Raw genomic sequence first — 23,303 nt, forward strand, 5'->3', positions numbered from 1 at the left:
TGTATCTTGTTATGGGAGAGTGGTTGAAGAAAAAGACAAGAAACCCATTCTCACCGCATCTTCAGGGACTTGGGTGGTGTTGGAGGGGTTGGGGGTGTTGGGAGTGTGGCATCAGCAATACCTGTCGATGGGGAAAGAGTTTCTCTTTCGAATTTTTTTGATAGGACTGGCGAGTCAGTCTTCCTTAATGTTTGAGCAAGACAGATTTGTAATTGCGCGATGGCTTGTACTGTAAGGGAGTTGGGATCGTTCGCATAATCCGTGGCTATTTTTTTGCAAATGGCCTCTTCCACGATTTTCTTGACTTCGAAAAGATCGCCCCAGGCCGATCCCGTGAAGACCACAACACCACACAAAGCTCCCAATATGCCCGCTTGCACTTTCATGCATTATTTTCCGGGTTCAAGGCTATTTACTAGCGGTCCCATAATTGTATTTTCAAAATAAAATGGAGCGCGAGAGTCATGATACAAGAAAAACCTAGAGTACATTGGATCCAAATTAATAGCGAGCTCTAGGTAAAGGAAAGAGTAATAGCCTGCTCATCATATCGGTTGAAGTTTTCAACCATATTGGATATTTGGGGCTATTGAAGCTTAAACTGCTACAGGAAGATCACCCCCCGTTCTTATCAAACACGATTATCTCCCATCTAGGAGAAATCCTGCCCAATCGATCCAATCCCAGCCTCTTAGTCACCGCTCCACAATCCAATGTTAATTCCGGAAGTAACCATTCTTATTTCCATCCTCCTCCTAATGCCTTGTATACTTTGACGACCGCTATTCGTAATTGCTTGGCAAAATTGATTAATTCGAGGTTGGATTGCAAAGCATTCCGTTGTGCAATGAGGACCTCCAGGTAGCTTGCCCTGCCATATCTATAGAGTAAGTGTGACGTTTCGACAGATTGTCGCAACACTTTGTTTTGTTGCTGTTTCAGAGCATTGATTTTTCGCAAGTTATGAATGTTAGAGAGTTCATTGGCCACTTCAACATAGGCGTTCAAAATTGTTTTCTGATAATGATACATGGCCGTCAGCTGATGAGCTTCGGCAAAATGGAACTGGGCTTGTAAGGCATTTCTATTAATAAGTGGGGCGACCAACGTGCCCACCGCGGTATACGCGATTGAGGCGGGCGCCACAAATAAAAAATCGGGATTGAAGGCTTGAAACCCAAAACTTGCCGTAATATTAAAAGTTGGGAAAAACGCAGCTTTAGCCACTTTCAAATCGAACTTACTGGCCTTGATCTGAAATTCGGCTTCACGAACGTCAGGGCGGTTTGCTAATAATTGTGAAGGCACACCCGATGAAATCTCCTGTGGAATATCTGTGAAATATTCGCCTTTGGTCCGTTCAATGGGTTGTGGAAAGCGCCCTAACAAGAAGTTTATATGATTTTCGGTGATCGTAATTTGTTGCAGCACCTCTTTTTCCAAGATACTGGTATTGAGCACTTGAGCCTTGAATAATTCCACGGCTAATTCGGTTGCCCTGCCGGTTTCCTTCTGTAATTCAATCACCTCCAACGATTCGTACTGTGTGTGGAGGGTTTGCCTGATGATTTCCAATTCATTGTCCAATGCCCGCAATTCGTTATAATAAATTGCGACATCGGCTACCAGATTAGACACGACAAAGCTCGTCCCTTCGATACTTCCCAAAAATTTCGCCATGGCGGAACTGCGCTGGTTTTGCAGCTTCCCCCAAATATCGACCTCCCACGATGACTGTAAGCCCACAAACAAATCAGGCAAATTGGTGGGAACGGTTTGTCCGGGAGTAATGTCGGTCGTCGAGTTCCCTGCCCCGTCCATGGTGTACAGTCCGAATCGGCGAATGGCGGTTCCGACGCCCAAACCCATCGTCGGCATCAGTGCTCCGGTTGCTGCTCTGACACTTGAACGCGCAATTTCAATTCGCTGCAATGCCATTTGTAAATCAATGTTATTCTTGATGGCGGTTTCTATTAATTCATGGAGGAGGGGGTCGACAAAGTAATCTTTCCACTGGATGTCAGCAATATTGGTGGTATCTGTTTTATCCTTAAAGCTTGTGGGCATTTCGTTTTCCGGAATGGCCAAGTCGGTTTTAAGTCCTGTGCACCCATTGAAAAATACAATTATGGACAGAATGATAAGACTGGTATACATATAACGTTTCATGGTTTATGAGCGAAAAGATCCTAATATTCGTTGAAATTCGGTGGAATTCCCTGAGGAATCAGGAACTATTGAAGTTTGGCCAACCTGCGGGCAAATTTAAACCGGGACTTGAAACTCAATCGCGGAGCCTTCCCTGTTTTTGATTCTTCCTCAAGATTTTTTGTCGTTCCCATCGTTGCAAATACCACAAATAAACCCGGGATAAGAATCACGCCGAAAATGGTCCCGAACAACATACCTCCAGCCGCCGCCGAGCCAATGGTATTGTTCCCAATCTCCCCTGCACCCGAGGCAAACATTAACGGAAGAAGCCCGGCAATAAATGCAAATGATGTCATCAAAATAGGACGCAAACGAATGGCCGCCCCTTCAATGGCTGCTTCAAGCGGGGTTTTCCCTCCCTTTTGTTGCAACGTGGCGAATTCGATGATCAGAATGGCATTTTTACCGAGGATGCCGATTAACATGATCATCGCAATTTGAGCGTAGATATTATTTTCCAATCCCATCAGCAAGAGGAAAAATAAGGCTCCAAACACCCCAATGGGTAGCGAAAGAATCACCGGCATGGGCAGCAGAAAACTCTCATATTGTGCGGCGAGGAGTAGATACACGAATATTAAACAAATGAGAAAAATGTAAATGGCCTGATTGCCCATCTGGGCTTCATCTCGCGAAGACCCTGCCCAATCGTACCCAAACCCTTTCGGTAATTTACTGGCAGCCACCTCTTTGATCGCCGTAATAGCTTGACCGCTGCTATACCCGGTTGCAGGCTGCCCATTGATCATGGCGGATGGGTACATATTGTAACGGGTCACCTGTTCAGGACCATAAATTTTTTCAACACGGAGAAAAGAAGAAAAGTGGACCATTTCACCCGCGTCATTTTTAATATATAACTTCATCAGGTCTTCAGGTTCTGCACGAAATTCGGGTAGCGCCTGTACCATGACTTTATACATCTGACCGAAACGGATAAAGTTGGTCGCATACACACTGCCAATCAGGGCCTGAAGGGTATTCATCGCGTTTTCCGCCGTGACACCCTTTTGCGCCGCCTTCTCGCCATCAATATGTAACAAATATTGTGGAAAACGGGCATTGAACGTGGTAAAGGCATTAGCGATTTCCGGCCGTAGGTTGAGGTCATCGACAAAGTCATCGGCCGTTTTTTGCAATTCCGCAAGGGAATCCGAACCGGTTTTGTCTAATAACCGCATTTCAAAACCACTGGAATTCCCATAACCCGGTACGGGGGGAGGGGTAAAAAATTCAATACTGGCATCTTTAATATGTTTGGTTTTTTCCTCCAGAACGCCAATAATATCCCTATCAGAGGCCGTTCGGTCATTCCAATTTTTCAAACTGATGAGATTCATCCCATAAACGGAACCCGTACCTTCAGACAGGATGCTAAATCCCGCAAGGCTTGAGACGGATGTCACATCCTCTAATCCGGATGCAATCTGTTGCACTTCATCCACAACTTTTTCCGTGCGTTCAAGAGTCGCGCCTGTTGGAGCAGTAACATTGGCATAAATTGTCCCCTGATCTTCATTAGGAATAAAGCCCGAGGGAACAAACGCCCCGACCAAACCAGCGCCTACGGAAAAACCAAGCAGGATCCCAAAAGTCACTACTCTTCTGTTCGCTATCGCGCTGACAAGTTTTTTATAATTATCGGACAGATTGTCATACCAATGATTAAACCCATGAAATAATCTCTGCAGCCGCCCATCTTGAGGCTGTTGGCTGTGGTGAGTATTTTTAAGAAAAACGGTACAGAGGGCAGGAGTCAGTGTGAGGGCGGTGACCCCTGAAAGAATAATTGAACAGGCCATAGTCAAGGAAAACTGCCTATAAAAAATTCCCGTCGGGCCATCCATAAACGCGACAGGCAAAAACACAGCCGACATGACGAGAGTAATGGCAATTATGGCCCCGCTAATTTCATGCATGGCTTGTTCCGTAGCCAGCTGGGCTCCAATTCCTGAATTCTCCATTTTGGCATGAACGGCTTCAATCACCACGATCGCGTTGTCGACAACAATACCTATGGCAAGCACCAACGCAAATAGTGTGATGAGATTCAGGGAAAAACCCATTATGTGCATAAAGAAAAATGTGCCGACCAGGGATACCGGTACGGCCAAAATAGGAATGAGGGTGAGTCGAACATTCTGCAAAAAGACAAACACCACCAGGGATACCAAAAGAAATGCTTCAATTAACGTTGTCAGAACTTGGTCAATGGAGGCATCCAAAAACTCAGAAACATCATAACTGATACTGTAATCCATTCCCGGGGGAAAAGCCGTTGATTTTATTTCCTGCATTTTTTCCTTGATCGATTGAATCACTTCCTTGGCATTGCTGCCAGGCCGCTGTTTTAACAGAATCGCAGCAGAGGCTTGCCCGTTTTCTTTGGAAAGAACATCATAATCTTGTGAATCGAATTCAACGTCTGCGACATCTTTTAGCCGCAAAATTTCCCCTTCATCCGTACTGCTTAACACAATGTCTTCATAGGCTTCTTTGGTGTTGTGCTTGCCGGTATATTTTAATACGTACTGAAGGGCCTGGGCGTTCTTATCCCTACCTGAGCTTTCACCAATTTTACCCGGCGCGGCCTCTACATTCTGGGCCTGTAGTTTTTCAATAACCTCGAGGGCTGAAATGTTGTACATGACCAGTTTATTGGGCCTTAACCACACACGCATGGCATATTCCCTTGAACCCATAATTTCAGCAAACCCTACCCCATCTATTCTTTTCAGCTCCTTCAGGATATTGATATCGGTAAAATTGTAAAGAAATTTTTCGTCTATGGTGGGATCCAGGCTGAGAATGTTGATATACAACAACATACTGTTTTGCACCTTCTCGACGATTACCCCGGATTTTATTGCTTCTGGGGGCAACTCTTCCAAGGCGGAAGCCACTCTGTTCTGGACATTCACAGCGGCAATTTCCGGGTCGGTCCCGGCGTTAAAAATAATCTGGATAATGCTCGTGCCATCATTGCCGGAAACGGACGCCATGTAGGCCATTCCGGCGACACCATTAATGGCTCGTTCAAGCGGGGTCACAACCGCCTTGACCACCGCTTCGGCATTTGCCCCGATAAATTTGGACGTCACATTGACCTCGGGAGGCGTAATCTCTGGAAACTGAGTGACAGGGAGCTGGGTAAAGGACAACAAGCCCAGTAAGGTAATTAACAGAGAAATGACAATGGAAAGGACCGGACGATGAATAAATATAGCTGTCATGTGTATCTAATTCTTTTCCGGTCGGTAGGGATTCACATCATCGCCCTGGCAATTTTCACGTGAACAGGATGCACTTGGTCTCCATTCATGACATTCTCCACACCCTCGAAAAGTATCTGTTCGTCATTGGATAAACCGGACTCCACAACATAAAATTTTGGCAACCGCATTTTTGAAACAATATTCCTTTGCTCAAGGACATTATCCTTATTGACGACGTACACATACAATTTGTCTTGAATTTCAAAGGTGGATTTTTGCGGAATCACCAACGCATCTTGAAGGGTTTCATTGACGATGACCTTACCATTCGCCCCTTGTTTTAACAGTCCGTCAGGATTAGGAAACCTTGCCCGTAACGCAATATTCCCTGTTGAGCTATCGAATTCACTTTCAATCATTTCTATAGTCCCTTCATACTCATAAAGGACTTGATTGGCGAGTTCAAAGCTCACAGCTTTGGCCCCTTGTTCGCCAGAAGCAATGTAGTTAAGATAATCCACTTCTGAAAGGTTGAAATAGGCGAATACCTCATGATTATCAGACAGTGAGGTCAAGATGTCTCCTTCGGCTATCAAACTTCCCACCTTATTTGGAATACGATTAATAAAACCGTCAAAAGGAGCTCTTATTCTTGAAAACGAAAGATTTAAGGCTTGCTGCTCTTTATTTGCCAGAGCTTCTTCCACGTCCGCTTTCAACGCATCGACCTTGGCTTGAATGACATACAGTTCGGTTTTGGACACAATGGTTTTTTCTACCAGCACTCTCACGTTTGCTAATTCAACTTCCGCGACCTTTAGATCTGCCACGGCACTTCGGAATGCCGCATTTGCTTTTTGTAATTCTTTTTCAAATACGTTATGGGTCAGAGCAAACAATAACTGCCCTTTCTTGACCGGTTGCCCTTCATCCACATAGATTTTCCCAATATACCCTCTAATTTTACTTCGTATCTCTACATAGTTTACCGACTGAATTTGGGCGACATATTTTTTGCTATAGGTGACGTCTTCTAAAATGGGATAAATCACCTTATGGGTATCAACGCTTTCTGCCTCTTTTTTATAGGTGCAGGATACCGTGAGTAAGCAGACGGCAAAACACAGGACTACGTGAGTTTTCATGTTGAGTGCTTTATTCGAAGTAAAATTTTGAACAATGGAACGGATTGTGTTCCCATGCTTCATAAATACGGATGGGGATATCCCAATCACATAAAGTCTTGAGTATAAAAATCTTTAAACCTACTCCGAACATTCATCTATCAGAAAGAAAAACCGAGCCCAACCCAGGTAGATGAAATTAGGGTAAGGAAGCGGCTATCCCATAAAAGGAACTCAAGCGTTATATGCTTGAGGTACACGGCCTGATACGGAAAGCCCAGTAAGACACCAAGAAGTTTCCTCAAATCAAGACAATAACGATTTGAGTGCAGGGAGGGACATCCACTCCTACCAGGGAGTTTCCCCAAGGGCCAAAAGGTGAACGTTAGGATTTTTCCGCACCGAGGCTAGCTTTACTGAATGTTGATTACAAAGTGTCTGTCATGACAGACAACAGGTTATCTTGGAATTTGACACCAAGATTATTTTCCAAACGTGGTCTATAAAAGTTTAATCCTGATTAATGACTACATAATAACCTTGAACATTCCGCCAACTTTTTTTTGACAGAACAACATTAAGTTTTCAGCAATCAAGATCTAGGGCATACTCGTTTCACTCTCGATTTTGCGAAAAAGCGCACTCGATTAATTGGCACGGCATTGACTCATCCTTATGCAAGACTAGCTTAGTTTGGGTGAATCTAAAGTTTTGACCGCATTGACAATGAAAAAATTCATTCATCTCTTATTTTAATAAAGAGCAAGTGATGAGCCAAATTCTCATCGGCTCGACTAGTTAAAAACATCTAATAAAATGCCCATAATTCTAGGATTCCCTTGTCAAGAAATATTCCCATGCGCCGGAGCCCCACGATTAACCACAGCCAACCACCACGAAACCACGAAAGCCTGAGACTCCAGGCGTGTCATTTCACCTGCACTTCCCACAGGAAAAGTTCAAAAAAGTCGAGAGCTGAGGTTGCTTGAAAACAGTTTTAGTAACGCTCCAGACAATCACCTGTCTGGCTTCCCCTCTCAAAGATTAAATTACCACTCAAAAAAAATGGGAGTAAAGGAGCAAAAAGATCAAAACGGCTCAGTCGCAGGGTCTTTTCCCTCGACCTTACTTAGGCATTTCCTTCTTCGAGAGGGATTCATGGGAAGGACGAGAAGACCAGTCTGCGCAATAATCCCGACTTTCCTGCACATAACTGCGAAAGGGATCGGCCATGACAAAAGCCGGACTCCCCTGAAGTTGCAAAACCGACCAATTGATGACATAGGGCGGACGACGCGGATCGTGATGGCCTGTCGCCTTTTCTAAAAAATCCGCCCACCCTTCCTTGACGACATGGCGAATGATTTCTGCTCGCCCAAACGCACGAGTGTTTCGTGGCGGTTGCCCTTTCGCCAATTCGACCAAATCATTCGTCGTGAAGCGCGGTGCATCGCCTTCTTCTGTCATGCCATGATAAAGCCCTGCCTGCGGATCCACATTGTGATATTCCAAATCCAGACTTTTCAACCAGGGATCGTCCCATTCCAACTTCTCCGCTTTCCGAAAGTTCTCCAACAACCAGAGCTTGGAGGCCCAATCAACCCGGCCGACCACCGCTTGAAAGCCCTCTCGTAAATCCTTCACGACCGATTCCCAATGGCCCAGGACCCAGTCGGTTTCCTCATCCTGCCCGGCATACTGTTTGGCGGCGGCTTCCCAAAACTGCTCTTGAATATCCAAAGCAGAAAGATGCCGGCCGGTTGAGAGCGTGACCATCCATTTTTGCTGAGGGTCGTGAGAGATAGCTCGCAGGGTCTGGACAGGATCATCGAAATCCAATCCTTGCGGGGCATGCCCTTCTTCGATTAATTGCAGAACCAAGCCGGTCGTCCCCATTTTTAAAAGAGTCGCTTCTTCTGCCATATTCGAATCGCCCATGAGCAAGTGCAACCGCCGGAATCGTTCTGGATCGGCCAGGGGTTCATCCCGAGTATTCACAATTGCCCGGTTATGCTGAACCCATTCAAAAAAGTCGTTGACGATATAATCCGGACGCTGGGAAATCTGATAGATCACCCCCTCTTCGGTTGATTTCCGTGACTGGGGCCCTCCACGTCCCTCAATATCATCCAAGCCAATCCAGCCGTCCACGGAACGCGCCTTCCCGATTCGCCCCGCGCCCGTAAAGACCTGGCGGGTGACCAGAAACGGCATGAGCATCCCCAACCCTTGATAGGTAAACGGAAAGTCCCGCGTGACCAGATAGTTTTCATGGCAACCAAAGGTCGCGTCTGTCTCATGATCAATATTGTTTTTAATGATCGACACCAGTTCGGAAAGCCCAAGCTCTTCCAGACAGTCCTGCAACAGCCAATCTCCGGCGCGGTCTACTGCCACTAAATCCCACAGCGAATGACATTCCGGTGAGGCATATTCAAGATGTCCCATATCGACATACATCCGGCCTGCATTTAACAGAAAGCCTCCATTGCCTGGAGGTTCATCATGCCCACGATAATGCCAGTCAATGACGCCGTGTTTTTTCCGGCCAAATAAATGTTCAATGATCCGGTGGGCAATCCAAGGAGAAGACACGTCCGGTTGATCGGCCTTGATGAGCAGGCCATATTCGGTTTCAATACCGAAAATTCGATTATGCATAGGGACCTCGCTCTGCCAGAATTTAGATGGCAGGTTGAAACACGGTAGGAATGAAGGACTGTAGTTCCGACTGACTCAGAGTACGATAGGTTTCCATCTTCGTGCTCTCCCGATCCAGGAAGACACATTCCAGTGTTTCTTTGGACAGCGTTTCACGAATTCTGGAGGCAATTGCCTCCTCCTCTGGAATGGTGGAGATGGAACTGCCTACCGAAGAGGTGGTTCCTTCCTCTTCTGTATCCGAAGAGGGATGTACAGATTGGAGAAGACTTGCGATCCCCCACAAACGGAGACTCCGCTCCACAGCCGACTGAAGAGAAGACAGCAGACTCTGGCCTTTCCATTCCTGAGTGAGCAGACCACGAATGGAGGCGGAGGCTGCCAGCAAACCGAATTCGCGTTGTTCCTCAAACATGCCATCATAATTGATGCTGAACAGGCGATCCCGTTCCTGAGAAGCCCCGACTTCTGCCAGTAGAATTTTGGCGATGTACGGTGCCTTGAAAATTTCCTCAAACGCTTGTTTGATGACAGGAGCCAGACCATTTTTCATCAGGCGGGAAGCGGTCACATCGGCCGGAGACCGTTGGAACCCTTCAACGTGGGCCATATCCAATAGGGTATACCGTAATTTCTCCAAATCTGCAGGGTGGCCCATGCCTCCGAGCGCAATGCGATCGTATATTTCATAGATTTTGTCCGTACCCCGATTAAAGGTCAGCAACAAAATCCCCTGGGTAAAGGAGACGGCAACTAACGGATTGCCTTGTGTGAATTGATCGTCCAAATATTGCCGACGATTGGCGACAGCTTCAATCCATCGATAGGGTTCTTCATACATGATTCAGCACCTTTTCAGAAAACAGTGATTTCAACCGCTCCGCCGGAATGGTTCTCACTCCTTCCGCAGATATGCGTTTCACGATGGGATAGAGTTGCGCCTGCGCATCCACTCCACCAGTAGCGGAATCAAACTCTGCAGCACTGGTCATCAGCCGTAGCACGAAGGTCAAAGCTTCCTCTTCATTCATTCCGGCAACGGGACCATTCCCCCACCGATTCATGTAAAATAAAATCCCCCGGATCGTGGAAGACCCGGACCCAGAGACAGCATATTCCACCGCCTCGAATTCTGCTCCTAAGATGTCATAGAAAAAGATTTTTCCGCTCCCTTCAAGTTGGTCATACCCCGCAAAAATTGGCGCCACGGTTCCGGTTCCTGCCAACGCCGCAGGGGCATTATTTTTCAACAATGTTGATAAGGCTCTCAACTTTCCCTCGAAACTCAAATCCTGTAATTGGCTTCTCCGGTAATACTTAAAAGAATGCTCTAATATTCTGGCCATTTCAAACGCGGTGGCAGGAACACCTGCAATGGCTAAGACAGAAAACCGATCCAATTCCAAGACCTTATCGGTGCGATCATACATCACGACATTTCCGGCCGTTGCCCGCCGATCACCAGCCACGAGGACCCCGTCAGCATACTTGATGGCAAAGACCGTCGTCCCGGCTGTAATCTCAGGATGGCCTGATAGCGTCCCGCCATTGAACGCCTGCCGAAGGTCTTCGACCGCATAGCCACGTTCTCGCAGAACCTGAAGGAAGTCACCCTGTTGTCCCATCATCCTTATTCCCCGGTCCGTTGGCGATATTTTTCCGCCTGCTTGGGATCCACCTTGCGCATGCGCTTCATGAGATTATCACGGGATGGTGAATCAGTTTCCGGGCGTTTAGGACCTGATTCCTGATCGCCGGGCCCCGATGGTCTAGAGAGTGGATCGATTGGCCGTTCTTTGCGTTCAAGACCGCCAACGGCTTGGGCATATTCATATTCGTTTGTCATAAATCTCATCCTCCACATGAACTATTTTTTTAAAACCATGGATTCCATCATATCAAAGGGGGTCTCGGCATGCTCAATCACAGACCGACATTGAGCGACTGCCACCGGCTCAAGGTGATCCAGCAGGTCAAGATGCAGTCCCCCATTTTGACCCTCAAAATGTACTCCTTCCCATTGTATCGATGTAATGTCTTGACCAAATCGTTGAACACACAACCCCCGGAGACCTCCACGGGTATCACGAGGCCCATGCTTCATTGCTTCCTGAATATCTTGCTCCTGTGATATCCGGGTTGTTCGCCCTTCGGCTTCCAACCCGAAAAACAGGCCACGATCGGGATCCAGATTATGATATTCCAGATCCAAGCTGGCAAGCCAAGGATCATCCCAACCGATATCCTCGGTCTGCCTAAAGGTTTCAAGCAACCACCATTTAGTCACCCAATCGATTTTTCCCACAAGCTGCCATCGATCCCGTTCGAGAAGGCCTAATACCTGCTCCCATTCGCGCAGAATCCAGGTGGTTTCTTCATCCATTTCAACAAAATATTTCCTAGCCAAATTCAAGTACTCCCGTTGAATATCCACCCCGGAAATCATGCCGCCCGACTGCCGTTTCACAAGGGCGCTCAAATCAGGGTCACGAGAGAGCGTCTGAATGGCCTGCACCGGGGAGTCAAGCTCACAGGGCGGCAAGAGCCCGCCGGCAATCATATCCAACACCACCCGAGTCGTGCCGATTTTCAGGGCCGTGGCATATTCACACATATTGGCATCACCCACGATAAGATGTAGTCGCCGGTAGCGCTCACGATTCGCATGCGGTTCGTCTCGCGTATTGAGAATCGGTCGGTTGTGCATGGTATCCACCCCCAACTCGGCCTCCATAAAATCTGCGCGTTGGGACAATTGAAACCCGCCAGGCTCAAACCCGCGCTCTTGCGCTTCCCGACCGACCTTGCCTGCACCGGCGATCAATTGCCTGCTGACCAGAAAAGGCATGAGTCCACGAGCCAAATTCTCGAAATTGAGCTCGCGCGAGACCAGGTAATTATCATGGCAGCCATAACTATGCCCATGAAAATCCGTGTTGTTTTTATACAGCTGAACCATTGGGCCACCAAGGGCCTGATTTCGGCGTTGCGCCGCCATCCACAGGATACGCTCGCCGGCCCGATCATGCGCGACCATATCCTTGAGAGACCGGCATTCCGGCGTGGAATACTCAGGATGCGTATGGTCATTATAAAATCGCGCCCCATTGGGAAGGACAAGGTCACTTTTCATTTCATGGAAGGAAAAAGGCCGATGGGCATCCTGCTCCGCGAACAGGTCCTCTTCTTTATCCTGTGCTAACTCCGTCACCCGAAAACCCCGTTGATCTTCATGGGGATGCTCACCACGATAATCCCAGCGGCGGGTAAAATGTCCGTCAAGATAAGCTCGCACCAGTTCCATGGATTCCACGACAGGATCGGCGGTCTCGATATCTTCCCGCGCAATCCCATATTCAGTTTCAATACCAAAGAGGCGAATAGGATTCATTTGTTCCAATCTTTCAGCTGAGAAGGTCGCATTTGACACAGCGTGATGGAAAAGGAGATTTACACAATCTGAGATGTCCGATGCTCTTCTTCAGCCTTTCCAGGTCGAAGGGAGGATACTCCAACAACCTGGTCGGGATGATAATCCAGGAGCTTCAACCATTCCTCAGCTGAATCATCCGGGGGGAAAATTTCACTTTCCTTGAACTCTTCATTGCTGGCGATGAGTAAATCATTGAGACTCAGACCCGAGGCTACCTGATCGCCCGCTTGAATCGCCCTCTCAATAGCTCGTTCCTTTGCACGCCGGACGATTCCCGCCAACACCGCTCCACTCAATAAATCCCGCCGGTAGAGAATTTCACGCCGTCCATTACGCAACCGAATGGCCAACACTCGATTCTCCTGGCTTCGTTGAAAGAGATCCTCTAACAGTCCGTCGATGATCTGCGACACCGGTGCCTCATCCTCCTGTTCACTGCCGGCAGCCTTTTTCGTGTCGTAAGGCAGATCAGCTGTCAAATAGACACGCAATATTTCCGCCACATCGTTTCGCCCAGGTCGGCCCACCTTTATTTTTCGATCAATTCTTCCAGGTCGCAGCACAGCCGGATCAATCATATCCGGACGATTTGAAGCCAGAATCACCACTACTTGGGAAAGGCTTTCAATCCCGTCGAGTTCGGCGCAAAACATCGGAACCAGGGTATTGGAGACATTGTAAGACCGCACCGCCCGTCTCGTCCCTAAAATGGATTCGGCTTCATCGATAAAGATAAATGGCAACTTCCCGGCTTGCCTTTGTTGCCTGGCTTGAAGAAATAAATCGCGGATGATTCGTTCCGATTCCCCGACCCACATATTCAGAACTTCAGGACCTTTCACATGGAGAAACACGCCACCCTCAATCGGCGGAAGTTGAGAGGCAGAGCCTTGCTCTTGCGTTCCACCATGAGGCGTAAGCGTTTCACGTTCTTTCGCGAAGAGTTGCCCAAGACTTGCCGCCGTGGCTTGGCCAATCAGGGTCTTTCCACACCCAGGAGGGCCATACAGGAGAAAGCCCTTGGGTTGCTGAAATTGATACCGTGAGAACAACTCTTCATGCAGGAGAGGATATTCTATCGACCGGCGGATGGCTTGAATAGCCTCCTGCTGTCCACCGATATGTTCCCAACGGACAGTTGGCAATTCCGCTAAAAGATGCGATTGCCCTTGTGGGTTCTCTAATCGTTCGATGGCAATCCTGTGAGATGGGTCCAGCCGAACCTCATCGCCGACCTTCAATTCCGTATCGGTAAGATCATCCGCCCGTTGAATAAGAATGCCTTGCCTGCCCGCCTCTTGATCAATACGAAGACGCCCATCACCTAAAATCTCTCGAACTTTCACAATCGGGCCATTCCGATCATATCCGAGAGACCGAATGACCACATACGCCTCATTCACTAAAATCTGATGTCCAACCTTTAAACCCTCTTCCTCAAGCCTGGGATCGACATTGGCATAATATTCCGCCCCACCAACCATGATCCTCGCCACACCCTTATCAGGCTGACCAAGCAACGTCCCGACTCGATTTGCCGGGGCCGTCAGTTTTTCAAGCACTCCTTGAAGTTTTTTCATATCGGCTTCCTGTTGTTGTGAAGCCGTCGTTTGTTCAACCAGCCCGTGTCGAAGTTGATAGAGCAGCGGAATCCGGTGATCCCCTTCAGGCAAAGACGCCAAACATTGGTCAATGACCGCTAACGGGGAATTCCCAGATTTCCTGGAGGATTTCGGGAATGAAGATCCAGCAGACGGAGAAGAATCCTTGGAGGAAGAAAATTCTGAAGAATCACTCATTGTGTATGGTATTCCATTCTATTTCAATTTGGACATGAAAGCCGCGATGGCCTTCAACACTCCGACAAGGCATCTTGGCCGACGGTCAATATCTCATTCTACAATGTTTCCGGACCATTACCCAAGGTATAAAAAAAGCAGGGGATCCCTCACCGGATCCCCTGCTTCTATTGATGAGTAGCCTGTTAGTGACTTAGCGACTTACCAACGGTCTCCACCGCCGCCACGGTTTCCACCACCGCCACGGTTTCCGCCACCACCGCCACCAAATCCGGTTCGCGGTGCTTGGGGCTTCGCTTCATTGACCGTCAGGGTACGCCCTCCCATTTCGGTTCCATTGAGCGCCTCAATCGCCGCCTTGGCTTCAGCATCCGAAGCCATTTCCACAAAACCAAATCCTCGAGATTGCCCCGTGTACTTGTCCGTAATAATTTTAGCCGACGTCACGGCGCCGTGCTGGCCAAATAGGTCAGCCAATTCTTGCTCTGCCGTGGAATACGGCAGGCCACCCACATAGATCTTTGAACCCATCGGGGTCCCTCCTTCTAAATGCGATATTGTTTTGCATGGTTCGAAGAGAAGAGAAGGGAAGGAACGGCCCGAGAACGCAAACCAGGTGGCGACTTAGGACTAACTTCCAATCAGACTCCTTGCGGATTCCTTGGCAAAACAACATCAGTGATGGGCCCGTCACTTAAACATTCACCACGTGGCCCGAATGTCGTGATGAATTTCTTTTAATTAGCATAAGTCAGAATGGAAAAGAATGCAACAATCTCCGGCAAGGAAACTACGCCTCCGAGCATTATTTTCAGGAAATTAATTGTGGAGCCCCTCTGCCGTCAATAGCTTCCTCGGAGATAATCACTCGCTTGATGTTTTTCAAGGCTGGCACATCATACATCAAATCCAGCATGACTTCCTCCAGAATTGAACGCAATCCCCTGGCTCCGGTTTTCATAGACGAAGCCCTGGTGGCAATGGCTTGAACCGCCTCCGGAGTGAAGTCCAACTGCACGCCATCTAATTGAAACAAGGCTTGATATTGTTTCAGGAGAGCATTTTTCGGTTCCTGTAGAACCCGAACCATATCCTCCACGCGCAAATCATTCAGGGAGGCCAGAATGGGAAACCGGCCGACAAATTCAGGGATGAGTCCATACTTTAAAAGATCCTCCGGCTTAAGTTTTTCCATCAATTGATCAGGTCTCAAAGTCTCACCATTGGAGGAAACCGCCCCAAAACCCATTCGTTTCTGATTGGTCCGCTGAGCAATAATATCCTCCACCCCGACAAACGCACCGCCACAAATAAAGAGGATATTCGTCGTGTCCACCCTGAGAAATTCCTGCTCAGGATGTTTTCTTCCCCCCTTGGGAGGCACATTGCATAACGTCCCTTCCACCAATTTTAACAACGCCTGTTGGACACCTTCCCCGGACACATCCCGCGTAATAGAGGCGCTTTCAGATTTCCGGCTGATCTTATCAATTTCATCGATATAAATGATGCCCACTTGCGCTCTGGCCATATTAAAATCACACGACTGCAATAACTTCAAGACCACATTTTCCACATCCTCGCCAACATATCCCGCTTCCGTTACCGTGGTGGCATCCGCGATGGCAAAGGGGACATGCAAAATTTTCGCTAAGGTTCTGGCGAGTAAGGTCTTGCCGGTTCCCGTCGGCCCGATCAGCATCACATTCCCTTTTTCTAATTCCACATCAGGCAGATCTTTACCGCTAAATACACGTTTATAATGATTATGGACGGCGACCGACAGAACCTTTTTGGCACGGTCTTGTCCTATCACATACTGGTCAAGCACCTCTTTGATTTCAGGAGGGGTCGGCAGGGGACCCGCTGGCGGCTCGATGGCGGACTGGCCTTCCGTGTGGCCTGATAAAAATTTTGAACATTGTTGAATGCAATCCGCACAAATCAAGACCGACCCCGGTGCCTGACATTGCGTGCAGGCCTGTTTCGTCGGGGCCTGGATCAAATTGGTTGCTCCAGGTTTTGCCCGACCACAGAAGGAGCAGACCGCATCCGCTCGATTTCGTCCTTGCTTCGAATCCCAAAAAGCCACGGCAGTTACCTTTCTTACTCGTCACCAGAAATCAGTCTAAAAGACTCTATCACATACCCATGAAGGGAGATCTTAATCTTCAAGAAGAAGGATATCAAATCATCTCCCATTCAGGATAATCCTCAAAGGGATTCAGCCACAACCAGGGGCACAGCCTCCCATGACATTCCACGGTCACCCGTCCGAAAAAGGCCTTTTCCGTTCGTCCCCACATACAGCACATCGGAATCAACCGCGCTCATGGCTAGAGCCCGAATATTAACATTCGTCAAGCCCGCACTTCGAGCTTCCCAGGTTATTCCTCCATCTTCACTTCTAAAAACACCGTCACGATTGGTCACATACACGACATGGGGGTGGGTGTGATCGAGAATGAGGTCACTCAACATCTGATCGGAGAGTGTCTCCCCAATGCGAGTCCAGACTTGGCCTCCATCCTTGGTGACGTACAGTCCACTCAGAGTCGCAGTATACACCGTATCGGAATCATGAGGGTCAACCTTAATTCGAGTCACGCCCAATGCCCGCGAGGACTTCAGCACCTCAGAGGCTACCAACCCATTATTGACCATTTGCCAAGTGCTTGCCCCGTCAATAGATTTATAGACTCCCCCGCTTGTCCCGGCATAGAGGGTTTGAGGCTGACGGGGATCGCAGTCAAGCGTCACCACCATGAGCACTTCTTTCATGCCCTCCATCCGCTTACTCCAGGTTTCTCCCCCATCATCTGATTCAAACACCCCCAATGAGGTGGCGGCAAAAATATGGGCACTGGATCCCGGAGCAAACACTAATTGATGGACCACCGAGGAAATCGTCACATCATCCAATCCCGTCCGTCGTGACACCCATCGTTGCCCGCCATCATAACTTTTATATACCGCATCTCCTTTGGTCCCGGCGACAATATTGGCGGGAAACAGGGGATCAATGGCCAGAGCAATGACGCGAGAATGGGTCATACCCGCAGACATGTTCTGCCAGGTCATGCCTCCGTCCCGGGATTTATAAATATAATCGTTCGTGGCGAGGTAAAGAATGTTGGGGTTTGTGGGATGAAGGACAATTTCCACCACCGCCTCACTTTTCCCACAGCCAGCTAACATCATGCAGGCAACCACTGGCAGCCAAAAAAGACGGAGACGGACGATCATAGCCTGCCTTGAATATAGATCAATTCCGTTCCCAAAAAGCGAGAGAACGTGTTAAACACCATGCGAGCTCCTTTTATCATAGCTACTGACGGAAACGAGCCGCGTTTGGTTGTTGTGGCGGGCGTTGAGGAGGAGATGGTGTAATGAGGGGCAAATTGGCCACAGGAGCTTTTGGAGCCTTTTCATAGAGCTCCATGGCTTCCGGCATCCATTTCGTGAGATCGGCAATCCGGGTTTCATGCGCTGGATGGGTAGATAAAAATTCCGGTGGAGCGCCATCAGAAGCCGCGGCCATCCGTTCCCAAATATGAATCGCTTCCCGAGGATCGTATCCCGCATCGCCCGCAAGCAAAAGGCCGATATAGTCAGCTTCCGATTCGTGTTTTCGGCTAAACGGTAACAGAACTCCCGTCTGCACACCAAGCCCCATCGCCTGCATGGCTAATGCATTTAATGCCGGATTTTGGCCTTGGGTCGAAAGTACGATCGCGGCGGCGGTCATTCCAAATTGAGCCACCAGTCCCTGGCTCATCCGCTCTCCTCCATGTTCCGCCAACGCATGAACGACTTCATGCCCCATGATAGCCGCCAATCCGGCCTCATTTTTCGCCATAGGGAAAATCCCGGTATAAACCGCAATTTTCCCACCCGGCAAAGCCCACGCATTCTTCGTATTGTCGTCCTTAATGACCGTTACTTCCCAATCAAACTCTTTCGCCACCTCCCCATATTTTGAACGCTTGGCCGCCTCAATAATACGAGCCGCGACACGTTTAACCGGCTCAATCTCTTGAGGATCTTTGGAAATCACAACATTGGGGTCCTGCAAAACTTCACTATACTGGGCGGCCCCCATCTGGTTCATTTGCCCGGACGGCATTAATAACAGCTGATAACGTTGCGTATAGGGATTGGTTTGGCATCCCGCGATCAGGATGTTCAGGAGCAGGACACAGAAAAAGAACCGACGATCTGTGGCGACCCACCGGAGTATTGGCATCTCACATTCTCAAGAATTCAGTGTCGCGCAGCAAGAGGTCGCCATGACCATCCTCCCGTCATTCAGACGACCATTACATTCCGGCAGTGGGCTCCGGAATACGAATGTCCAATTCCTGGATTTGTTCGTAGCGAGCCAATGCCGGTTTGGTGCCGGCACGAGGTCCCACCACAAGAATCGCAAACTCCTCCGGACGCAAATGTTTGTGTGCAGCCCTTCGGACTTCAGCCGTGGTGACTTTTTCAATTCCCTGGCGAAACTCTCTTAGCCAGCTCGAAGGATATCCATAATATTCATATGTCAGGTATTTACCAAGCACTTTCGTGGGAGAATCCACAGAAAAGACAAAGGAATTTAAAATACTGGCTTTCGCGCTCGCCACTTCTTCATCCGTAGGAGGCAGAGCCACCATGTTTCGAGCCTCTGCGATTAAGGCATCAATCCCCTTCCCCGTCGTTTCCGTTTTGGTCGACATCGAGAGAATGGCCATGCCGGGATAGTCCCATTGCAATCCAACGCCACCGTGCACATCATAAGCCAGCCCTTGCTTGGAGCGGATGTTATAAAATAATCTCGCGCCAAATGACCCGGAAAGAATTTGATTGACGATCACCAAGGGATAATAATCAGGATCGTCCCGACGAATTCCCAAATGCCCCATGGCAATTTTGGCTTGCGTCATATCGTTTTTTTCAACATAAAAGACCCCAGCCGGAACCGTTGACTGAATGAAGACGGAAGCATCCTGTACCTCCGGACCCTTGGGCCAGTCACCAAAAATGGATTGAATGAGCGCGAGTGTTTTTTCACGTTCAAAATCACCACTCACCCCTAAAATAATGCGATTGGGATGAAAGTACGTCGCATGCCACCCAATCACATTCTCTCGGGTGATAGACCCCACGGAGGCATAAGTCGGCTCCCAGGTATATGGAGAATTCTTCCCATAAATTAACTTCTTATATTCTCGTGACGTAATCTCATCCGGATCATCGTTCTGACGGGAAATGCCGGCCATTATCTGATTTTTGGCAATCTTTAACTTCTCAGGATCAAACACCGGAAACCGCAATACGTCTCCAAAGACCTTCAATACCTCGGGAAAATCCTCAGTAAGAGAACCCATCGACGCGGTGCCAGACGAGTCCCCAATGTGCGTTTCAATGGCGGCGGCCTTCCCTTCTAAAAACTCATCCAGGGCATCTCCGCTCAGATTTTCCGTCCCTCCCGTGCGAAGCACGGTTCCCGTCAAGGAAGCCAACCCGATGGTTTCCTGAGCGTCCAATCGGGAACCCGTCTTGATCATGGCTGACACACCCACCAACGGTAATTCATGGTCTTCCATCAGCAAAACCACCATTCCATTATCCAGAACGACGCGTTCAGGTTCGGGAATGACCAGTTCCGGCAATGGCGGGAACTCCAACTCCTCGACTTTTGTCACTTGCGCTTGCACCCAAACGGGTACACAGAAGATGAGGAGAACGACCAATCCTGCGCTCAGGCTTGACCATCGACCTACCCTACACCAGGTATGCTGATGAGCTATGCTGTGATTCATGATTGACCCTCCCCGGAAGTGACTGGTTGAGGACCACCGGCAGGAGAAACCGTCTCAATCATGCCCACAATCCGATTCGTTGGTTGAAACATCGTGTTGGCGACCCGACGAATATCGGCCTTGGTCACCTGATCCAATCGATCAATGGACCGGAATAACTCGCGCCAATCTCCAAACAACATCTGGTAATCAGTCAAATGCATGGCCAGACCAAGGTTATTATTCAAAGCCCGAACCAACCCCGCTTTGGCACGGGTACGAAATCGTTCCAGTTCCTCATCGGAGACATCCTGAGTTTTCAGCCGGTCAAATTCTTCCCGTAATGCCTGCTGTACCGTGTCATTCGTCACACCCCGCCCCGGAACTGCATAGGCCATCCACACGTGCGGGTATTTGTCCCCCGGATATTCCCCATACGCTCCCACCGACACCGCGATGCGTTTGTCCCGAATCATCGATCGATACAATCGAGAGGTCCGCCCATTCGTTAATATATCATCGATCGCATCGTACACCGGTTGATCAGCATGGGTCACGGGTGGCTTATGATAACCCTCCACGTATAAGGGTTGTGAAGGATCCTGCAGCCTCACAATTTTTTCTGCGATGGACGGAGGCTCCACGATTCGAAGCGGAGGAGGCGCGGGAGCAGGGGGGATGCGATTGAAATATTTTTCAAGAATCGGGATGACCGCCTCCGCTTTCACATCTCCGACGATCGCCGTCACCAAATTCGTCGGCACGTACTGCTCTTCATAAAACTTTTTTGCGTCGGTCATTGTGTAGGATTGAATATCACTGGCAAAACCAATCACCGGATGATGATACGGGTGAGCCATATAAGCCGTCGCAACAAACTGTTCGAGCAACCGGCCGAAGGGTTGGCTTTCCGTACGCATTCGACGCTCTTCCATGACCACGTCCCGTTCTTCGTAAAACTCCCGAAACACCGGATGCAAAAACCGCTCCGACTCTAAGTACGCAAACAATTCGACTTTATTGGCCGGAAGAGCATAAAAATATCCAGTGACATCGGCACCGGTAAACGCATTTAACGCCACCCCACCCTCCCGTTCAATAATATCGCCGAACTCATTTTTCACTACATACGAAGAAGCCTCTTGTTGTCGCTCCTTAAAAACCGCATAGAGGCGATCCACTTTCTCCGGGTCAGGATCGGAAGCAAACTTCTCCGTTTGATAAGCCTGGTAAGCTTCTTCCAATGCCTCTAACGCAATCTTCTCTGCGTCGTAATCAGTCGTCCCGATGTGAGGAGTTCCTTTAAAGGCCATATGTTCAAACATATGAGCCAGTCCCGTTTGCCCCATAATTTCCTGAGCCGATCCCACATTGACTCGCGTCATAAAGGCAAAGACCGGCGCCACAGGACGTTCCACAATTATGAAGGTCCACCCGTTCTTTAGCGTATGCCGGGTCACACGTTGCTCAAAGGAGGCCAGATCCTGACCAAATCCCGTCCCCGCGCAGACGCACCAGATCAGCCCCATAAGTCCGAGGCTCTTGCTCCATCCCATCAATCGATTACCCGTTCCCATTCATCACCATCCTGGTTAAGCCAACATCTTCAAACCGGCCACTAAATGATCCTACCCAGTAAATGAGAATTCTGGCAAGCAAGACATTATTGCATACAGGAAACGCATTCTTACTAGCCTTGTCCATATTATTGGGGAATGCAAAAATTATCCTGAGACAGGACGTAGGGAAAGCTTTCCCTGAGCTACTGATAAGAAAAGCTGTTGACCATCAAACGGTCGCCTGTGCGCTGCAGATATCTGTTTACAACCAAACGGTGAAAATGCCGATCGTACCCCAAGGTTCCCTATTCAACGAGGATCACCGAGGAGGGCTCTTGGCTCATCTCCATCCCAAGGCCCGATTCCTCCCATGGCTGTAAGACCGGTCCCTTATAGGCATACCCCCCCCGTACTGGATCTATTGCCAAGAGAAGCGGCATATCAAGATCCAAAAATCCAAACCCTCCCAGCCCCATGGCCATACTAAAAGAACACCCCATGGCCACCCGACTTTCGACCATCCCGCCAACCATCAATTGGAGACCGCACGATTTAGCCAAACGAGCAATCTCCCCTGATTCCACCACCCCGCATTTGGTGATCTTGATATTCATCACATCCGCAGCCTTTTCACGAATCAACAATTCCGCATCATGAAGGGATCGAACCGATTCATCCGCCGCAATGGGAAAAGGACTGTCCCGTCGGACAGAGGCCAGACCTTCCCGGTTATCTCGATGAACGGGCTGCTCTAGCAACAAAACAGGAATGGCCATTCGACTTATCGATTCAATAAACTGCAGAGCCTCGGAGACGGTAAACCCCTGATTGGCATCAACCACAAATGAGGCTTCAGGTAACGCTCTAAACACGGCCTCAATCCTTCGAATATCGGCATCAACATCTTGTCCCACCTTTACTTTAAATACCCTGAATCCTTGAATAAACCATTCTTTGGCCTTGCACACAACTTGCTCGGTTTCTCCAATCGGCAAAGTAATGTCGGTTTCGCGAGGCCGAACATCCGCTCCACCCCACAGAGCCCACATGGGAACGGCCATCTCGCGACACAGGGCATCAAGAAAAGCGGTTTCCAGACCGCATCTGACCGAAGGCATCTCTCGGGCCACCTCCGCCAGTTGATGTGCCAGCTTCCGCCAATTCCAAACCGATTGTCCAAGGATACACCGGGCGGCGGCAGGAAATGCGGCCAGGCAGGCAGCCTGGTCTTCGCCAGATATGTCCGGGAACGGCGCCATCTCCCCATACCCGCATGTCCCGCTCTTGAGGGTCAGTCTGATGAAAATATTGTGGGCGACCGACATGGAACCTGAAGCCACCACGAAAGGTGCATGGAGAGGTAATTGAACCGGCCAGGCTTCAATGGCCGCAATACCGAGTGCTTCCGAATGCATCATGGGTGAAAGAATAGACCCCCAATCAATTGTATGTATAACAATAGGGTTAGGGAAATTCTGCAATCTCGGGGGTCAATAACCAAACACACAAAACATC

General features: G+C 48.9%; 17 protein-coding genes. All 17 read right to left on the bottom strand.

Annotated features, from left to right (window positions below; genetic code table 11):
* Positions 1-50: 50 nt before the first annotated feature.
* Entirely contained in the window at positions 51-386 is a 336-nt protein-coding gene (locus PQG83_RS06940) for a hypothetical protein (protein ID WP_312748131.1), read from the bottom strand.
* A gap of 352 nt (positions 387-738) precedes the next feature.
* Positions 739-2,157, bottom strand: coding sequence for a TolC family protein (locus PQG83_RS06945; protein WP_312748132.1), 1,419 nt, complete (start codon positions 2,155-2,157; stop codon positions 739-741).
* A 77-nt stretch (positions 2,158-2,234) separates the two neighbouring features.
* Entirely contained in the window at positions 2,235-5,444 is a 3,210-nt protein-coding gene (locus PQG83_RS06950; protein WP_312748134.1) for an efflux RND transporter permease subunit, read from the bottom strand.
* 32 nt (positions 5,445-5,476) lie between these two features.
* Complete coding sequence (locus tag PQG83_RS06955; RefSeq protein ID WP_312748136.1) at positions 5,477-6,571, bottom strand: efflux RND transporter periplasmic adaptor subunit; 1,095 nt, start codon at positions 6,569-6,571, stop codon at positions 5,477-5,479.
* A gap of 1,104 nt (positions 6,572-7,675) precedes the next feature.
* A complete protein-coding gene (locus PQG83_RS06960) occupies positions 7,676-9,211 on the bottom strand; it encodes a proteasome accessory factor PafA2 family protein (protein WP_312748137.1) in 1,536 nt (511 codons plus the stop codon).
* 22 nt (positions 9,212-9,233) lie between these two features.
* Entirely contained in the window at positions 9,234-10,052 is an 819-nt protein-coding gene (locus PQG83_RS06965) for a hypothetical protein (protein ID WP_312748138.1), read from the bottom strand.
* A complete protein-coding gene (locus PQG83_RS06970) occupies positions 10,045-10,839 on the bottom strand; it encodes a proteasome subunit alpha (RefSeq protein WP_312748140.1) in 795 nt (264 codons plus the stop codon). The genes PQG83_RS06965 and PQG83_RS06970 overlap by 8 nt, the downstream gene beginning before the upstream one ends.
* A gap of 2 nt (positions 10,840-10,841) precedes the next feature.
* A complete protein-coding gene (locus PQG83_RS06975) occupies positions 10,842-11,057 on the bottom strand; it encodes a ubiquitin-like protein UBact (RefSeq protein ID WP_312748142.1) in 216 nt (71 codons plus the stop codon).
* A 21-nt stretch (positions 11,058-11,078) separates the two neighbouring features.
* Complete coding sequence (locus tag PQG83_RS06980) at positions 11,079-12,602, bottom strand: proteasome accessory factor PafA2 family protein (protein ID WP_312748144.1); 1,524 nt, start codon at positions 12,600-12,602, stop codon at positions 11,079-11,081.
* A gap of 59 nt (positions 12,603-12,661) precedes the next feature.
* Positions 12,662-14,443, bottom strand: coding sequence for an AAA family ATPase (locus tag PQG83_RS06985; RefSeq protein ID WP_312748146.1), 1,782 nt, complete (start codon positions 14,441-14,443; stop codon positions 12,662-12,664).
* A 201-nt stretch (positions 14,444-14,644) separates the two neighbouring features.
* Positions 14,645-14,974 carry an RNA-binding regulator gene (gene rbp, locus PQG83_RS06990; protein WP_312748148.1) on the bottom strand — a complete coding sequence of 110 codons (330 nt, stop codon included), beginning with the start codon at positions 14,972-14,974 and terminating at the stop codon, positions 14,645-14,647.
* 280 nt (positions 14,975-15,254) lie between these two features.
* The gene (gene clpX / locus PQG83_RS06995; protein WP_312748150.1) at positions 15,255-16,535 is read right to left on the bottom strand and encodes an ATP-dependent Clp protease ATP-binding subunit ClpX; all 1,281 of its coding nucleotides are present in this window, start codon (positions 16,533-16,535) and stop codon (positions 15,255-15,257) included.
* A gap of 122 nt (positions 16,536-16,657) precedes the next feature.
* The gene (locus tag PQG83_RS07000) at positions 16,658-17,689 is read right to left on the bottom strand and encodes a WD40/YVTN/BNR-like repeat-containing protein (RefSeq protein ID WP_312748152.1); all 1,032 of its coding nucleotides are present in this window, start codon (positions 17,687-17,689) and stop codon (positions 16,658-16,660) included.
* Between the two features lie 82 nt (positions 17,690-17,771).
* Positions 17,772-18,689: a M48 family metallopeptidase gene (locus PQG83_RS07005; protein WP_312748153.1), complete on the bottom strand. Its 918-nt coding sequence runs from the start codon at positions 18,687-18,689 to the stop codon at positions 17,772-17,774.
* A 73-nt stretch (positions 18,690-18,762) separates the two neighbouring features.
* A complete protein-coding gene (locus PQG83_RS07010) occupies positions 18,763-20,250 on the bottom strand; it encodes a M16 family metallopeptidase (protein ID WP_312748154.1) in 1,488 nt (495 codons plus the stop codon).
* Complete coding sequence (locus PQG83_RS07015) at positions 20,247-21,806, bottom strand: M16 family metallopeptidase (RefSeq protein WP_312748155.1); 1,560 nt, start codon at positions 21,804-21,806, stop codon at positions 20,247-20,249. The genes PQG83_RS07010 and PQG83_RS07015 overlap by 4 nt, the downstream gene beginning before the upstream one ends.
* A gap of 287 nt (positions 21,807-22,093) precedes the next feature.
* Positions 22,094-23,206 carry a dipeptide epimerase gene (locus PQG83_RS07020; protein WP_312748157.1) on the bottom strand — a complete coding sequence of 371 codons (1,113 nt, stop codon included), beginning with the start codon at positions 23,204-23,206 and terminating at the stop codon, positions 22,094-22,096.
* Positions 23,207-23,303: the final 97 nt, after the last annotated feature.

The organism is Candidatus Nitrospira neomarina (genome assembly GCF_032051675.1).
Taxonomy (GTDB): domain Bacteria; phylum Nitrospirota; class Nitrospiria; order Nitrospirales; family UBA8639; genus Nitrospira_E; species Nitrospira_E neomarina.

What these genes read in the sequence shown, in the direction of transcription:
- PQG83_RS06940 (WP_312748131.1), bottom strand. Translation starts at nt 386, where the DNA reads ATGAAAGTGCAAGCGGGCATATTGGGAGCTTTGTGTGGTGTTGTGGTC.
- PQG83_RS06945 (WP_312748132.1), bottom strand. Translation starts at nt 2,157, where the DNA reads ATGTATACCAGTCTTATCATTCTGTCCATAATTGTATTTTTCAATGGG.
- PQG83_RS06950 (WP_312748134.1), bottom strand. Translation starts at nt 5,444, where the DNA reads ATGACAGCTATATTTATTCATCGTCCGGTCCTTTCCATTGTCATTTCT.
- PQG83_RS06955 (WP_312748136.1), bottom strand. Translation starts at nt 6,571, where the DNA reads ATGAAAACTCACGTAGTCCTGTGTTTTGCCGTCTGCTTACTCACGGTA.
- PQG83_RS06960 (WP_312748137.1), bottom strand. Translation starts at nt 9,211, where the DNA reads ATGCATAATCGAATTTTCGGTATTGAAACCGAATATGGCCTGCTCATC.
- PQG83_RS06965 (WP_312748138.1), bottom strand. Translation starts at nt 10,052, where the DNA reads ATGTATGAAGAACCCTATCGATGGATTGAAGCTGTCGCCAATCGTCGG.
- PQG83_RS06970 (WP_312748140.1), bottom strand. Translation starts at nt 10,839, where the DNA reads ATGATGGGACAACAGGGTGACTTCCTTCAGGTTCTGCGAGAACGTGGC.
- PQG83_RS06975 (WP_312748142.1), bottom strand. Translation starts at nt 11,057, where the DNA reads ATGACAAACGAATATGAATATGCCCAAGCCGTTGGCGGTCTTGAACGC.
- PQG83_RS06980 (WP_312748144.1), bottom strand. Translation starts at nt 12,602, where the DNA reads ATGAATCCTATTCGCCTCTTTGGTATTGAAACTGAATATGGGATTGCG.
- PQG83_RS06985 (WP_312748146.1), bottom strand. Translation starts at nt 14,443, where the DNA reads ATGAGTGATTCTTCAGAATTTTCTTCCTCCAAGGATTCTTCTCCGTCT.
- rbp (WP_312748148.1), bottom strand. Translation starts at nt 14,974, where the DNA reads ATGGGTTCAAAGATCTATGTGGGTGGCCTGCCGTATTCCACGGCAGAG.
- PQG83_RS07000 (WP_312748152.1), bottom strand. Translation starts at nt 17,689, where the DNA reads ATGATCGTCCGTCTCCGTCTTTTTTGGCTGCCAGTGGTTGCCTGCATG.
- PQG83_RS07005 (WP_312748153.1), bottom strand. Translation starts at nt 18,689, where the DNA reads ATGCCAATACTCCGGTGGGTCGCCACAGATCGTCGGTTCTTTTTCTGT.
- PQG83_RS07010 (WP_312748154.1), bottom strand. Translation starts at nt 20,250, where the DNA reads ATGAATCACAGCATAGCTCATCAGCATACCTGGTGTAGGGTAGGTCGA.
- PQG83_RS07015 (WP_312748155.1), bottom strand. Translation starts at nt 21,806, where the DNA reads ATGGGAACGGGTAATCGATTGATGGGATGGAGCAAGAGCCTCGGACTT.
- PQG83_RS07020 (WP_312748157.1), bottom strand. Translation starts at nt 23,206, where the DNA reads ATGATGCATTCGGAAGCACTCGGTATTGCGGCCATTGAAGCCTGGCCG.